Annotated in this window: 17 protein-coding genes; 2 read left to right on the plus strand and 15 right to left on the minus strand. The window is 48.9% G+C overall.

Annotated features, from left to right (window positions below; genetic code table 11):
- Positions 1 to 56: 56 nt before the first annotated feature.
- The 8 genes from atpD to AB1K83_RS09600 all read right to left on the minus strand — a co-directional run bounded on the left by atpD (position 57) and on the right by AB1K83_RS09600 (position 6,673).
- Positions 57 to 1,472 (minus strand): F0F1 ATP synthase subunit beta, encoded by a 1,416-nt coding sequence (gene atpD, locus AB1K83_RS09565; RefSeq protein ID WP_413057966.1) that lies wholly within the window; start codon positions 1,470 to 1,472, stop codon positions 57 to 59.
- Between the two features lie 43 nt (positions 1,473 to 1,515).
- Positions 1,516 to 2,370, minus strand: coding sequence for an ATP synthase F1 subunit gamma (gene atpG / locus AB1K83_RS09570; protein ID WP_413057967.1), 855 nt, complete (start codon positions 2,368 to 2,370; stop codon positions 1,516 to 1,518).
- A 45-nt stretch (positions 2,371 to 2,415) separates the two neighbouring features.
- Positions 2,416 to 3,924 carry a F0F1 ATP synthase subunit alpha gene (gene atpA, locus AB1K83_RS09575; protein WP_413057968.1) on the minus strand — a complete coding sequence of 503 codons (1,509 nt, stop codon included), beginning with the start codon at positions 3,922 to 3,924 and terminating at the stop codon, positions 2,416 to 2,418.
- Between the two features lie 25 nt (positions 3,925 to 3,949).
- The gene (locus AB1K83_RS09580) at positions 3,950 to 4,489 is read right to left on the minus strand and encodes a F0F1 ATP synthase subunit delta (RefSeq protein ID WP_413057969.1); all 540 of its coding nucleotides are present in this window, start codon (positions 4,487 to 4,489) and stop codon (positions 3,950 to 3,952) included.
- Positions 4,486 to 5,040, minus strand: coding sequence for a F0F1 ATP synthase subunit B (atpF, locus tag AB1K83_RS09585; protein ID WP_413057970.1), 555 nt, complete (start codon positions 5,038 to 5,040; stop codon positions 4,486 to 4,488). Before atpF ends, AB1K83_RS09580 begins: the two co-directional genes overlap by 4 nt.
- Positions 5,041 to 5,254: 214 nt before the next feature.
- The gene (gene atpE, locus AB1K83_RS09590) at positions 5,255 to 5,479 is read right to left on the minus strand and encodes a F0F1 ATP synthase subunit C (RefSeq protein ID WP_413057971.1); all 225 of its coding nucleotides are present in this window, start codon (positions 5,477 to 5,479) and stop codon (positions 5,255 to 5,257) included.
- A 66-nt stretch (positions 5,480 to 5,545) separates the two neighbouring features.
- The gene (gene atpB, locus AB1K83_RS09595) at positions 5,546 to 6,271 is read right to left on the minus strand and encodes a F0F1 ATP synthase subunit A (RefSeq protein WP_413057972.1); all 726 of its coding nucleotides are present in this window, start codon (positions 6,269 to 6,271) and stop codon (positions 5,546 to 5,548) included.
- A 30-nt stretch (positions 6,272 to 6,301) separates the two neighbouring features.
- Entirely contained in the window at positions 6,302 to 6,673 is a 372-nt protein-coding gene (locus AB1K83_RS09600; protein WP_413057973.1) for an ATP synthase subunit I, read from the minus strand.
- A 490-nt stretch (positions 6,674 to 7,163) separates the two neighbouring features.
- On the opposite strand from AB1K83_RS09600, the gene AB1K83_RS09605 reads away from it, so the two are divergent.
- A complete protein-coding gene (locus tag AB1K83_RS09605; RefSeq protein ID WP_413057974.1) occupies positions 7,164 to 7,301 on the plus strand; it encodes a hypothetical protein in 138 nt (45 codons plus the stop codon).
- Positions 7,302 to 7,501: 200 nt separating this feature from the next.
- Positions 7,502 to 7,636 carry a hypothetical protein gene (locus AB1K83_RS09610; RefSeq protein ID WP_413057975.1) on the plus strand — a complete coding sequence of 45 codons (135 nt, stop codon included), beginning with the start codon at positions 7,502 to 7,504 and terminating at the stop codon, positions 7,634 to 7,636.
- On the opposite strand, the gene wecB is transcribed toward AB1K83_RS09610, so the two are convergent.
- The 7 genes from wecB to AB1K83_RS09645 form a co-directional block, all read right to left on the minus strand.
- On the minus strand, positions 7,628 to 8,725 hold the full coding sequence (wecB, locus tag AB1K83_RS09615) for a non-hydrolyzing UDP-N-acetylglucosamine 2-epimerase (RefSeq protein ID WP_413058126.1): 1,098 nt from the start codon (positions 8,723 to 8,725) through the stop codon (positions 7,628 to 7,630). The two genes, AB1K83_RS09610 and wecB, sit on opposite strands and share 9 nt — an antisense overlap.
- 40 nt (positions 8,726 to 8,765) lie before the next feature.
- Positions 8,766 to 9,395 carry a uracil phosphoribosyltransferase gene (gene upp, locus AB1K83_RS09620; RefSeq protein ID WP_413057976.1) on the minus strand — a complete coding sequence of 210 codons (630 nt, stop codon included), beginning with the start codon at positions 9,393 to 9,395 and terminating at the stop codon, positions 8,766 to 8,768.
- A gap of 511 nt (positions 9,396 to 9,906) precedes the next feature.
- Positions 9,907 to 11,160: a serine hydroxymethyltransferase gene (gene glyA, locus AB1K83_RS09625; protein WP_413057977.1), complete on the minus strand. Its 1,254-nt coding sequence runs from the start codon at positions 11,158 to 11,160 to the stop codon at positions 9,907 to 9,909.
- A 58-nt stretch (positions 11,161 to 11,218) separates the two neighbouring features.
- Positions 11,219 to 11,770, minus strand: coding sequence for a TIGR01440 family protein (locus AB1K83_RS09630; protein WP_413058127.1), 552 nt, complete (start codon positions 11,768 to 11,770; stop codon positions 11,219 to 11,221).
- 18 nt (positions 11,771 to 11,788) lie between these two features.
- Positions 11,789 to 12,226, minus strand: coding sequence for a ribose 5-phosphate isomerase B (gene rpiB / locus AB1K83_RS09635; RefSeq protein WP_413057978.1), 438 nt, complete (start codon positions 12,224 to 12,226; stop codon positions 11,789 to 11,791).
- A gap of 102 nt (positions 12,227 to 12,328) precedes the next feature.
- Positions 12,329 to 13,618, minus strand: coding sequence for a methyl-accepting chemotaxis protein (locus tag AB1K83_RS09640; protein ID WP_413057979.1), 1,290 nt, complete (start codon positions 13,616 to 13,618; stop codon positions 12,329 to 12,331).
- Positions 13,619 to 13,620: 2 nt separating this feature from the next.
- Positions 13,621 to 14,061: a low molecular weight protein arginine phosphatase gene (locus tag AB1K83_RS09645; RefSeq protein ID WP_413057980.1), complete on the minus strand. Its 441-nt coding sequence runs from the start codon at positions 14,059 to 14,061 to the stop codon at positions 13,621 to 13,623.
- Positions 14,062 to 14,117: the final 56 nt, after the last annotated feature.

The following is a 14,117-nucleotide window of genomic DNA, read 5'->3' on the forward strand; positions in this document are numbered from 1 at the left end:
TGATCCAGGGCAAGTTCTGCCGGAGGCTTTATTAAAAAATTAATAATCTGTTAAAATTAAACTTCTACGCCCATGCCTTTTGCTTTTTCGATAACTTCCTCGATACGACCAACTAGGCGGAACGCATCTTCCGGAAGGTGATCGTAGCGACCGTCCAGAATTTCTTTGAATCCTTTGATCGTTTCAGCAACCGGCACATAGGAACCAGCCTGGCCAGTGAATTGCTCAGCCACGTGGAAGTTTTGAGATAGGAAGAACTGGATACGACGCGCGCGCCCAACGACTAATTTGTCATCTTCACTTAACTCGTCCATACCGAGGATCGCAATGATATCTTGTAGTTCACGGTACCGTTGTAGCGTCGATTGAACTTGACGTGCGACTTCATAGTGCTCTTCCCCTACGATTTCAGGGCTAAGTGCACGGGAAGTGGACGCAAGTGGGTCAACCGCCGGATAGATACCCATTTCTGATAGTTTACGCTCCAAGTTTGTCGTAGCATCCAAGTGAGCGAAAGTTGTAGCTGGAGCCGGGTCCGTATAGTCATCCGCCGGTACGTAGATCGCTTGAATCGACGTAACAGAACCAACGTTAGTCGATGTGATACGCTCTTGCAATTGACCCATCTCTGTAGCAAGTGTCGGCTGGTAACCAACCGCAGATGGCATACGGCCAAGAAGTGCGGATACTTCAGAACCTGCCTGTGTGAAACGGAAGATGTTGTCAATGAACAGAAGAACGTCTGCGCCTTGTTCATCACGGAAATGCTCTGCCATTGTCAAGCCAGTCAAAGCAACACGCATACGTGCGCCAGGCGGCTCGTTCATTTGACCGAATACCATCGCCGTTTTGCTGATAACGCCGGAGTCCGTCATTTCATGGAACAAGTCGTTCCCTTCACGTGTCCGTTCCCCAACACCTGCGAATACGGAAATACCACCGTGTTCTTGTGCGATGTTGTTAATCAATTCTTGGATTAGAACTGTTTTACCTACTCCCGCACCACCGAAGAGACCGATTTTACCACCCTTGATGTATGGCGCAAGCAAGTCAACCACTTTAATACCTGTTTCCAGGATTTCAACTTCTGTTGAAAGGTTTTCGAAAGTTGGTGCAGAACGGTGGATCGGATCACGTTGCTCAGAAGCAGGGATCTCCTCACCTAAGTCAATGATTTCACCTAGTACGTTAAATACGCGTCCTAGTGTAATGTCACCTACTGGAACCGAAATGGCAGCACCTGTATCTTCAACTACGGAACCGCGTTGTAGGCCGTCTGTCGATGACATCGCAATCGTGCGGACCGAATCGTCACCAAGGTGTAACGCGACTTCTAGTGTCAACGTTTCAGCTTCGGCATTCGGACGTTGGATTTGGACCTTCAATGCGTTATAGATTTCCGGCAAATTTCCGCCGTCGAACTTAACGTCAACAACCGGACCCATAACTTGAAGAATATGTCCTTTACTCATGCTTTTCCCTCCTGTCTTACTCGTTTCCCTGCCTGTTCCGCTCTTACTCCAGAGCGGCGACGCCACCGACGATTTCCGTAATTTCTTGCGTAATCGCAGCTTGTCGGGCACGGTTGAATGAAAGTGTTAAAGAATCTATTAACTCAGAAGCATTATCTGTAGCGGTTTGCATCGCTGTCATACTGGAAGCATGTTCGCTCGCTTTTCCATCGAGCACCGCGCCGAAGATGAGGCTTTCCGCATATTGCGGCAGAAGAACTTCCAGGATCGCTTCTCCTGAAGGTTCGAACTCATAGGACGCGGTAGGCGCCGATGTGATATCTGTGAGCGGAAGCAATTTCTTTTCAGTCGCTTCGCTTGAGATGGCGGAGACGAAGTGGTTGTAGTACAAATACACTTCATCGTAGACGCCTTCTGTGAACATGCCAACAGCACGGTTCGCGATTTCTTTGATTTCACCGAAAGTAGGATGGTCGGACAAGCCGATGAGACTTTCAACGACATTGAAGCCCATCCGATTAAAGAATTCAAAGCCTTTACGACCGATCGCGATGATCATCACTTCGTCCTTCGACTTGTGACGGGATTCGATGGCGCGTTTCGCAACCCGCAGGATGTTAGCATTGTAACCTCCTACAAGTCCGCGGTCCGATGTGATGACGACGTATCCTGTTTTCTTGACAGGTCGTGAAGTCAACATCGGATGACCGGAATCGCTTGTCCCTGCCGCGATTGAGCCGACCACTTCCTGGATTTTTTCCATGTAGGGAACGAACGCTTTTGCATTCTGCTCAGCACGCGTCAGTTTCGAAGCGGAAACCATCTGCATCGCTTTTGTGATCTGGCTCGTCTTCTTCGTCGATTTAATACGAGTTTCTATATCGCGTAATGATGCCACTGGCAATTCACCACCTTATCGTTTTTTATACTGTTCTACAGTCAATTATTCGGACGGTACAAAAGTTTTCTTGAACGCATTGATCGCGTCAGCCATTACGTCATCAGACGGAAGGTCTTTTGTCGTACGGATATGTTCCAAAACTTCAGTGTGGTTAGATTCGAGCCATGTGTTAATTTCGCTTTCGAAACGAAGGACGTCTTTAACTGCGACATCATCCAGGAATCCACGTGTCAATGCGTATAGGCTGACAACTTGGTGTTCCACCTTAAGCGGTTTGTTCAAGTCTTGTTTCAATACTTCAACCGTACGTGCTCCGCGATCGAGTTTCGCTTTTGTCGCAGCGTCGAGGTCGGAACCGAATTGCGCGAACGCTTCAAGCTCACGGTATGCCGCCAAGTCAAGACGTAGCGTACCCGCAACTTTCTTCATCGCTTTGATTTGCGCTGAACCACCTACACGGGATACGGAAAGACCGGCGTTGATCGCTGGACGTACACCCGAGAAGAAGAGGTCGGACTGAAGGAAGATCTGCCCGTCCGTAATGGAAATGACGTTCGTCGGAATGTAAGCGGAGATGTCCCCTGCTTGTGTTTCAACGAATGGCAATGCAGTGATTGAACCTGCACCTAACGTATCATTCAATTTTGCAGCACGCTCGAGTAGACGGGAGTGCAAGTAGAATACGTCACCAGGGTAGGCTTCACGGCCTGGAGGACGACGTAGTAGCAAGGAAAGTTCACGGTATGCAGCCGCTTGTTTCGATAGGTCATCGTATACGACCAATACGTGTTTTCCTTGGAACATGAATTCTTCCGCCATTGTAACGCCTGTGTATGGCGCAAGGAATAGAAGCGGAGCCGGTTGTGAAGCAGATGCTGTAACAACGATCGTATAGTCTAGAGCACCGTTTTTACGTAATGTTTCAACAACACCACGGACAGTGGATTCTTTTTGACCGATCGCTACATAAATACAGATCATGTCTTGGTCAGCTTGGTTGAGGATTGTGTCGATTGCGACCGATGTTTTACCCGTTTGACGGTCACCGATGATCAATTCACGCTGTCCACGACCGATTGGAACCAATGCGTCGATCGCTTTGATACCAGTTTGCAGCGGTTCGTGAACCGATTTACGCGCCATAACACCTTGTGCCGGGCTTTCAATCGGGCGAGTTTTCGTTGTGGCAATCGGACCTAGACCATCCACTGGTTGGCCGAGCGGATTCACAACGCGTCCGATCAATTCTTCACCGACTGGAACTTCCATGATACGGCCTGTACGACGTACTTCATCGCCTTCTTTGATATCTGTGTATGGTCCAAGGATAACGATACCGACGTTGTTCGCTTCCAAGTTTTGCGCCATACCCATGACACCATTAGAGAATTCCAAAAGTTCTCCAGCCATGACGTTGTCGAGGCCATGAGCACGTGCGATACCGTCACCGACTACGATAACTGTACCAACTTCGCTCACTTCCATTTCAGATTGATAATTTGCAATCTGCTGTTTTATAAGAGAACTGATTTCCTCAGCTTTGATGCTCATGTATGTCACCCCTCAAAATTCAGATTTATGATCCGATCAAGTCCCGTTTCAAACGGTTAAGCTTCGCGCTCAAGCTGCTGTCGTAGATCTGGTTGCCGATTTGAAGGCGGATGCCCCCGATTAGGCTCGGATCAATGATATTTTCAATTCGTAAGGAAAGCTTGCCGACTTTTTTTGCAAATGCTGCAGAAATCGATTGGCTTTCGCTTTCGGTCAACGGACGGGTAGAGTATACTTTTGCATCTGCCACACCCGCTGCATCATTGGCATAGTCGACAAACTCGTCGACGACTTGTACGACTTCGTTAATACGCTTCTTTTCAATTAAGACGAAAAGAGTGTTCAAAATATACGGGCTGGCCGCTTGGAATGGACCCGCCAATAAATTCTTTTTCGCTTCTTCGGAAAGCTTCGGGGAATTGAGCAATTCACCTAGCTTTTCATTGGCCAGGAACACCTTCTTCACTTCGAGAAGTTCTTCCCGTAGTTGTCCAGTGAGTCCTTTTTCTTGCGCTAGTTCAAACAATGCGAGTGCATAGCGTTTTGCCGCTACTGATTTACTCATTGCGCATCGCCTGCTTTCACAATCGTCTCCTCAATCAGTGCGCGGTTCTCCTCCTCGGATACTTCTTTACCGAGTACTTTCGACGCAGCCAAGATGGAAAGTGAGACGAATTCTTCGCGGACTGCAGCGATCGCCTTTTCTTTTTCCGTTGCAATTTCCATTGCAGCCGATTCTTTCATGCGGCCGACTTCTGCACGAGCAGCTTGCACGAGCTCTTCACGTTGAGCATCCCCTTGCTGGCGGGCACTCTCTACGATTTGCTGCGCATCTTCACGAGCAGTTTTCAAAAGATTGCGTTGTTCTTCCAATAGCTTTTGGGATTCTGCACGGCTTTTTTCAGCCTCTTCAATTTCTTTTGCGATCAATTCGGCACGTTGGTCCATGACGCTCATCAATGGGCCCCATGCGAATTTTTTCAGAAGAATCATCAGAATCGTGAAAAATGTAACCGTAACGATAATATCGCCAAGGTTCAATCTGTCGTTCAAACTTGCTAAAAATCCTGAATTGGGTGCATCTGCAGCCAATAGGACGAAGCTATCCAAAAACACGATTGTTTCACTCCCTTCAAGTGCTTCTACCTCTATCGAGCATGCTCCGGTATCTAGTAGCTACCGAAGACTTCTGTCAGGTTCAGCAGAATGCGCCGGAACCTTTTACTTATGGAATTCGTTCATTATTTGCATAATCAGGGTATTCATATACATAAAGGAATGGCGAAGGAACATAGTGCGCACTTCGCCATTATAAAGTGGAATGTTGTTATTATTTGTTCAATACGATGAACGCCACAACTGTAGCGATGATCGGTAGGGCCTCAACTAACGCTACCCCGATGAACATTGTCGTTTGAAGAACACCGCGTGCTTCTGGTTGACGAGCGATACCTTCTACTGTTTTAGAAACGATCATACCGTTACCGATACCTGCACCTAGTGCACCAAGACCGATTGCGAGTGCTGCTGCTAAAAGACCAACTGAACCTACCATAGTTTTATTTCCTCCTAAATTTTCTTGTTTTTTTGTTATTTGCCCGGAAAAACGGGCATTATATGTTTAATGATCTGTATTGACCTTGTGCGCCATATAGACCATCGTCAACATAACGAAAATGAATGCTTGGATGGCTCCAATGAAGATGGAGAATCCTTGCCAAGCCAGTGCGGGAACCAATGCGCCGGCAAAACCGAAGATACTGGAAGCCCCTAATGACGCGAGTAGTCCGATCAGGATTTCCCCCGCATAGATATTTCCATAAAGACGTAGACCGAGAGTTAACGTATTCGCAAACTCTTCAATGATTTTTAGCGGAGCCAATAATGGAATCGGCTTAATGTACCCTTGCAGATACCCTTTCATGCCAAGTTGTTTCACCCCGTAGTAATGGGTAAGGACAACGACCATCGTGGCAAGCGTCATCGTAATGACCGGATCGGCTGTTGGCGATTTCCACCAAAGGACATGATCCCAAGTAATCGCAAATGGTAGCCCTAGGACGTTTGCTACGAAAACGAACATGATAAGCGTAATTCCTAGAACATGGAATCTTCCGCCCGTTTTCCAGTCCATGTTGTTCTTGATGATCCCTTTAACGAAGTCCATGATCCATTCAAAAAAGTTCTGCATCCCTGTCGGCTTGACTTGCAAGTTTCTTGTTGCGGCAATCGCGATAAAGAAGACAATGAGACAAGTAATGAATAGCATCAGAACGTTTGATAAGTTGAAAGTCATTTCAAAAGCCGTTCCTTTGAAAGCCGTCCATAACGGATTTTCATGGTTCAAGTTTCGTTCACCTCCCTTTGACAAGTCGGATTAATGATGTCTTGCATGGAAAATTATCCTGTCTACCAATAACAGGACATAAGGAATCATAAGACCGATCACCGTACTGACCAAGTCCACTTGTTCCGGTAACGAAATCGCGATGGCAGCCGCGGCTACTCCTGAGGCGAAACGCATCGCAGTCCCAATTGAAGCTCTCCCTTTCCCCTCCGCAATCGTACGGTCAAATCTTTCCATTCTACGGACAAGAATCCAGAAATTATACAATCCGAACAAAGAACCAAGGATTAATCCTGCAAAAATTTGCGGAAATCCAGTAAACGCCCATCCAAGAATGAACAATGCGAGCAAAAAAAAGAGCACTCTCTTTTGCCTTCTATGGATTTCTTGGAGTGTTTGCATGGTTGGTCGGTCTCCTGAATTCTTATTTTGGGATCGTGTGGAGCTTGTCCACATGCAAAGTCATGCAAGTGAACACAAGGGATAGCGGGGTGGTTCCCGTTTCGCTGTCCAGCCTGTTGCCGGCAAAGACTCCGAAAAGGATGGAAACCTGAAAATTGCTAGGGCATTGTCGATTCAGTGTCTAGAAGTGAAGCACAGTTGCAGTGAAAGCGACACCCGACTTTCCGCACCAATCGACGAATTGGGATGTGATGATCGAAACCTCGACGGTTCGGTAGCGGTTCATTTTTATATAGATGAAACCCTATCATTCTTATCCTTTGTTAGCATACAATAGCGCAAAATTGATGTCAATTGATTCCCGTGAAAATCTTCACATAGCGACAACTTTGTCAAACAAACGACAAATTTAAGAAATTCAAGTGAAATGGTGGCGTTGGGAGGGGGTTTTTGAGGTGGAGAATGGGAATTTCGGCTGGAGGCATGACAGTTGGGTGGATTGCCATGTGAGTTCGATCGAGCCATGACAGTTTCAGCGAGAGACATGACAGTTCTCGATATTGCCATGACAGTTCGACCGAGCCATGACAGTTGGGCGGAGTGCCATGACAGTTCGACCGGGCCATGACTGTTTTCGCGATGGACATGACAGTTCCCGAGATTGCCATGACAGTTCGACAGAGCCATGACAGTTTTCGCGTGGGGCATGACAGTTCTCGATATTGCCATGACAGTTCGACAGAGCCATGACAGTTTTCGCGTGGGGCATGACAGTTCTCGATATTGCCATGACAGTTGAGCGGATTGCCATGACAGTTTGACCGAGCCATGACAGTTTTTGCGTGGGACATGACAGTTACCGATATCGCCATGACAGTTGGGCGGATTGCCATGACAATCCGGCCTCCTTTATTCAATAAAAAAACAACCGGGAAAGTCCCGGTTGTCAAGGTTTTATTGTGAAGCTAGATAGTCTTTCAAGGCGGTCACGATTCGCTCGGAGGCATGGCCGTCTCCGTAAGGATTGGATGCGTGGGCCATTTTGTGATATTCCTCTTCATTACATAACAAAGTGTCCGTCAAATCAAAAATGGTATCTTCGTCCGTTCCGGCCAGTTTCAACGTTCCCGCTTCGATCCCTTCCGGCCGTTCTGTCGTATCCCGCAAGACAATCACCGGTTTTCCAAGTGACGGAGCCTCCTCCTGGATGCCGCCAGAGTCGGTCAAAATGATATGGGAGCGCGCGGCAAAGTTGTGGAAATCCAGCACTTCTAGCGGTTCGATCAGATGGACGCACGGGTTATCGCCGAGCAGTTCATCCGCCACTTCCCGGACCGCCGGATTCATATGGACCGGGTAAATCACTTGGAGATCCGAATGCTTGTCCAGCAACCGGTTAATGGCACGGAACATATTACGCATCGGCTCGCCCAAATTCTCCCGTCGGTGGGCGGTCAATAACAGAAGCCGGTCGGTACCCAACTGGTCGAGAACAGGGTGAGAATACTCGTCGCGCACCGTAGTCCGAAGCGCATCAATCGCCGTATTTCCCGTAATATGAATTCGGTCTTCCCGCTTTCCTTCATCGAGCAAATTACGGGCGGATTTCTCAGTCGGTGCAAAATGAAGATCCGCAATTACTCCTGTCATTTGGCGGTTCATTTCCTCCGGATACGGGGAGTATTTATCCCATGTACGGAGTCCCGCTTCGACGTGGCCGACCGCTATTTTATTGTAAAAAGCCGCGAGACTTCCAATGAAAGTCGTCGATGTATCCCCATGAACGAGTACAATATCCGGCTCCGTCTCTTTCATGATGCGGTCGAGGCCTTCCAGCCCACGCGTCGCGACATCCACCAACGTTTGACGATCCTTCATGATATTCAAATCATGGTCCGGCTGTATTCCGAATGTCTCGAGGACTTGGTCGAGCATTTGTCGATGTTGGGCAGTAACCGTCACGATCGATTCGATATCCTCTGCATGCTTTTGTAGCTCCAGCACGAGCGGGGCCATTTTGATGGCTTCAGGCCGCGTGCCGAAAATTGTCATTACCTTCCATTTGCGTTTCAACGTGTTCACGCCTTCCAGATCATTTTGTTCCGAAAAGTCTGTCCCCCGCATCTCCGAGTCCAGGAACAATATACCCTTTTTCATCTAATTTTTCGTCAAGCGCCGCAATGAAAACATCAACGTCCGGATGCGCTTCGGTCATCGCTTTCACGCCTTCCGGAGCAGCGATCAAACACATGAATTTTATATTTTTCGCTCCGCGTTTTTTCAAGGAGTTCACGGCCTCGATCGCCGATCCCCCTGTCGCCAACATTGGATCGACGAGAATGAAATCACGCTCTGACACATCACTCGGCAACTTTACATAATATTCAACCGGCAACAACGTCTCCGGGTCACGGTACAATCCAATATGCCCCACTTTCGCAGCGGGAATCAAGTTCAGGATTCCATCGACCATCCCAATGCCTGCCCGCAGGATCGGCACTATGCCGAGCTTCTTCCCTGCCAGCACGTTGGACTTCGCTTTACGGACCGGCGTATCAATTTCTACCTCTTTCAAAGGCAATTCACGGGTGATTTCATACGCCATGAGTGTGGCCACTTCATCCACAAGCTCGCGAAACTCCTTCGTGCCCGTGTTCGCATCACGGATATAGGTCAACTTGTGCTGGATAAGCGGGTGATCAAAAACATGTACTTTCGGCATAACTATTCGCTCCTTTTCGGAATGTCCTGTCCATTATAACAGATTCAAATCCGTTCGGGGTCAAATGAAAGGCCGGGATTTGAGAGCATTGTTTGAACATAGGCTGGAGTGTTGTTGAGAGGGGGAGATTGTTGGCTGTTTCGGGAGTGGTGGTGTGGAATTTTGGGCGGTGGCGTGGGGTTATGAGTGCTTGGGCGAAGATATCAGCGGCCACGCAAAATTAGCAGCGCTTGCGCGGAGTTATAAGCGCCCGCGCGAAGTTATAAGCGCCCACGCCAAGTTATCAGCGCTTGCGCAAAGTTATGAGCGCCCACACAAAGTTATCAGCGGCTGCACGAACTTATCAGCGCCTGCCCGAAGTTATAAGCGGCCGCGCGGAGTTATCAGCGCCCGCGCAAAATTATCAGCGCCTGCCCGAAGTTATGAGCGGCCACGCGACGCAAGTTAGACGGGATGCCCGCGCATACGAGCGCAAAAATCGCCCCGAGTATACACCCGGGGCGATTTCCAATTAGTTGTATAGTGGGAATTTGTCGGTTAGAGCCGCGACGCGTTGGCGTGCTTCTGCTTTGACCGCTTCGTCCTCGTGGTTTTTCAGAAGTTTGGCGATGATCAAGCCGACTTCTTTCATTTCTTCTTCCTTGAAGCCACGTGTTGTAACAGCTGGTGTACCGATACGGATTCCAGATGTGACGAATGGGCCTTCGGTATCGAATGGAACTGTGTTTTTATTCACCGTGATGCCGACTTCATCTAGCACATGCTCTGCCACTTTCCCTGTTAGGCCAAGGGAATTTAGTTTCAATAGAAGCAAGTGGTTGTCGGTTCCGCCGGAGACGATGTCGACGCCTTCCGCCACTAGTGTTTCACCAAGCGCTTTTGCATTGAGTTTCACTTGTTTGGCGTACTCTTTGAATTCTGGTTGTTGCACTTCTCCAAATGCCACTGCTTTCGCTGCGATGACGTGCATGAGCGGGCCGCCTTGGATACCAGGGAACACCGATTTGTCGAGTTTCCGGCCGAATTCCTCTGCGAACTCTTCATTCACCAAGATCAAGCCACCGCGTGGGCCGCGAAGTGTTTTATGGGTCGTGGATGTAACGAAATGTGCGTACGGCACTGGATTCGGATGCTCGCCTGCCGCGACAAGGCCAGCGATATGCGCCATGTCCACGAATAGGTAGGCTCCGACTTCATCCGCGATTTCACGGAACTTCGCAAAGTCGATTTCGCGTGGGTAGGCACTCGCACCCGCTACGATCATTTTCGGTTTATGCTCCAATGCTTTTTGACGGACGTCTTCATAATCGATACGCTCGTCCTCTTTGCTCACGCCATAGTCTACGAAATTGTACAATTCACCCGAGAAGTTGACCGGGCTTCCGTGCGTCAAGTGACCGCCGTGCGACAGGTTCATACCAAGAACAGTGTCACCCGGTTTCAGAACCGTGAAGTATACAGCCATGTTCGCCTGTGCACCGGAGTGAGGTTGAACATTTGCGTACGCAGCGCCGAAAATTTCTTTCAAGCGATCGCGGGCGATGTCCTCTACAACGTCAACGTGCTCACAACCGCCATAATAGCGTCGGCCTGGGTATCCTTCCGCATATTTATTTGTCAGATAGGAGCCCTGTGCTTCCATGACAGCTTCTGTTACGAAGTTTTCCGAAGCGATTAACTCGATGTTGGAATTTTGACGGTTCTTCTCCGCCATGATCGCCTCATATACTGCGGCGTCGTTGCGTTGTACGTTGCTTAAATCCATGTCCTATTTCCCCTTTTCATGTAGTTGTGTTTCTTCAGGTTGAATGAAAAGCCGGTTTTCACTCGACTCGGTAGACTGCCCGTTCCCCGCCGATCAGTTTCGGACGGGTGGTCGCGACGGTGACGACTGCATCGCCGATTTTCTGGATCGATGTACGGAGCGGGACGGCTACCGGACGCAGATGCATACCGATCATCGTCTGGCCGATGTCAATCCCTGCATGGGCACGAAGGGATTCGACCATAACGGGATCTTTCATCTGTTGATAGGCTGAAGCGGACATAGATCCGCCCGCACTAACGACCGGGATGACCGATACCAGATCCAATCCAAATTTCTCGCTCGCTTTCCGTTCGATCGTCAAAGCCCGATTGATATGCTCGCATCCTTGGAATGCGAGGAAGACGCCATATTTGTCTGCAAATGCCTGTAACGTTCCGAAGAACGCCTCCCCGACTTCCAGTGCGCCGCCTGTGCCGATCCGTTTGCCAGCGACTTCGGAAGTGGAACAGCCGATCACGAAAAATGTCCCTCGTACCGGCGGAGCTTGTTCAGCCATTTCATCTAACAGTTGTTCCAGTTGAAGCTTCCATAAATGTAAAGCATCCACTTTCGACACCTGCCTTCCTTACTCCTCGAGCTCCATCAGCTTGCCGATCCGACGCTCGTGACGCCCGCCTTCAAAAGGCGTTTTTAACCAAGTCGTCACAATCTCTCTCGCCAAGCCAGGGCCGATTACTCGTTCACCCAGTGCCAACACATTGGAATCGTTATGCTGGCGTGTCGCCTTGGCACTAAATACGTCATGGACGAGCGCGCAGCGAATGCCTTTCACTTTATTTGCAGCAATGGACATACCGATTCCGGTTCCGCAAATTAGAATGCCACGGTCAAAGTTCCCTAAGGCAACACCCGTGGCGACCGGCTCGGCAAAATCCGGATAATCGACGGAATCATCCGTATCCGGTCCGAAGTCAACGTATTCCATGTTTAATTCAACTAGTAATTGAATGATTTCATGGCGTAACTTGTTCCCGCCATGGTCTGAAGAAATCGCGATTTTCACTGCGTCCCTCTTTTCGTAATATACTCAAACTTATTCTACCATCAATTCGACAAAAAAAACACAACCCAGTTGAATTTACCAGTTGTGTTTTCTGAATATATCTTACTGTCGATCGAATTGCTGAATGACCCCATAGAGGGCTTCCGCTTGTTTTTTCAATTGGGCGGCCAGTTCGTCTGCCCGTTCAATTGAATGGACTTGCTCTTCCGTAGCTGCCCGTACTTCTTCCGCACCTGCCGAAGTTTCTTCAGCGATGGCGGATACATCCCTCGATTGACGTGCCGTCGTTTCGATGCCGGCTAGCTGATTCTCGACGAACTTCGTGATTTCCACGACCGAGTCCGCCATGCCATGCACTTTTTCGGTCATCGCCTGCATGTCGCTGCTTGTTTCATTCGCGCGATCGGCTTCGACTATCGCGGTTTTCACTTGTTCTTCGATTTCTTGGACCACTTTCGTGACATCTGCCTGGATTGTGGAGACCAACGTTGCAATTCCATGGACGGCCCTCGCGCTCTCGTCAGCGAGCACTCGGACTTCCTCTGCAACGACCGCAAAGCCTTTTCCGTGTTCTCCTGCCCGTGCCGCTTCGATGGATGCGTTCAATGCCAACAAATTCGTTTGAGCGGCAATATTACCTACCAGTTGGACAATTTCGCCGATTTTCTGAGCGTTCTCGTCGAGTTGCCGGATGGTGCCTAGCGATTGTTCACTTCGGTTGGCCATGTGGCGAATCCCTTCTACAAGGGATCGGAATGTCTCGGTGGTGTGGGCCAATTCTGCCAGCATTTCCTGCGAGCGTGTCGTTGAATCTACCGCTCTGCCATTCACTTCGACAGCCAGCACTCTCACTTCTTCAATTGCTTCCGCCGTCTCTTGTATCGAGACTGCCGACTCCTCCGCTCCAGAGGAGATTTCCATAATTGTCGTTGCAACAGCATCCGCTTGCCTTGCAGCCTCGCCCGTTTCTCTGGATAAATGTTCAACCGTACTCGCTGTCTGCTCAAAATTCTCTTCAATCTGGCCGACGATGGACCGCAAATTCACGACCATCTGCTGGAACGCCTCCGCAACGGACCGAATTTCATCGGAAGACTTCGGCAACTCCACTTCCGTCCCGATTTTTCCGTCTGCAACCCGAATGGCAGCCGCCTCCAGTTTTTGCAGCGGCTTCGTTAAGATCGTGCTGAATAAAGCCGCCAATATAGCCGACCAAGCGATTCCCAGTCCGAATGTGATGACTGCGAACCAGAACGGTTCAAAGTCCGGGAAAAAATTTGGTTGTAATACATAGATGAAAAATGCACTTGTCGAATACGTGATGATGGCCAAGATTGCTACGAAAAGGACCAATTTCTTGCGTAACCCAAATTTTCTCCCGTTTCTTGTCATGTTCATCCCTCCGTCAATTTCCGCTCCAGCTCGTCCATAATTAGCACCAACTCATTAAAAGTATGGCGGTAGATTTCAAGACTTCCACCAAATGGATCTTGTACATCTTCCATTCCATCGAGTTGGACAAATTCTCTTATCGTAAATATTTTATGTTTCATAGCGGGATAGGCTTCGTGTAAAACAGTGCGATGCGCGGCTGTCATCGTCAGAACAAGGTCAGCCCATTCCAAGTTGTCTTCCGAAAGGGAATTGGAAACCGGCGTATAAGGCATGCCCGCTTCTTCAATCAGCTGTTGGGCATTTGGTGAAATCCGCACGCCATCCAAAGCATGAATGCCTGCCGAACGGACTTCCACACCTTCCAACCCTTTTTCTCTTAAAATCGCTTCTGCCATCGGGCTTCTGCATGTATTTCCTGTACAAATCATGTAAATATTCATCAAATCACCATCTCTCTTAAGAATACCCAATATCCATGAATAAAGAAATAGATATT

Origin of the sequence: Sporosarcina sp. 179-K 3D1 HS (assembly GCF_047228905.1) — a bacterium.
Taxonomy (GTDB): Bacteria; Bacillota; Bacilli; order Bacillales_A; family Planococcaceae; genus Sporosarcina.

Excerpts from the sequence above, each read along its gene's own strand:
- AB1K83_RS09640 (WP_413057979.1), bottom strand. The coding sequence starts at position 13,618 with ATGACAAGAAACGGGAGAAAATTTGGGTTACGCAAGAAATTGGTCCTT.
- atpE (WP_413057971.1), bottom strand. The coding sequence starts at position 5,479 with ATGGTAGGTTCAGTTGGTCTTTTAGCAGCAGCACTCGCAATCGGTCTT.
- AB1K83_RS09580 (WP_413057969.1), bottom strand. The coding sequence starts at position 4,489 with ATGAGTAAATCAGTAGCGGCAAAACGCTATGCACTCGCATTGTTTGAA.
- wecB (WP_413058126.1), bottom strand. The coding sequence starts at position 8,725 with ATGACAATTTTCGGCACGCGGCCTGAAGCCATCAAAATGGCCCCGCTC.
- atpA (WP_413057968.1), bottom strand. The coding sequence starts at position 3,924 with ATGAGCATCAAAGCTGAGGAAATCAGTTCTCTTATAAAACAGCAGATT.
- atpD (WP_413057966.1), bottom strand. The coding sequence starts at position 1,472 with ATGAGTAAAGGACATATTCTTCAAGTTATGGGTCCGGTTGTTGACGTT.
- AB1K83_RS09600 (WP_413057973.1), bottom strand. The coding sequence starts at position 6,673 with ATGCAAACACTCCAAGAAATCCATAGAAGGCAAAAGAGAGTGCTCTTT.
- glyA (WP_413057977.1), bottom strand. The coding sequence starts at position 11,160 with ATGGATTTAAGCAACGTACAACGCAACGACGCCGCAGTATATGAGGCG.
- upp (WP_413057976.1), bottom strand. The coding sequence starts at position 9,395 with ATGCCGAAAGTACATGTTTTTGATCACCCGCTTATCCAGCACAAGTTG.
- AB1K83_RS09645 (WP_413057980.1), bottom strand. The coding sequence starts at position 14,061 with ATGAATATTTACATGATTTGTACAGGAAATACATGCAGAAGCCCGATG.
- AB1K83_RS09610 (WP_413057975.1), top strand. The coding sequence starts at position 7,502 with ATGACAGTTTTTGCGTGGGACATGACAGTTACCGATATCGCCATGACA.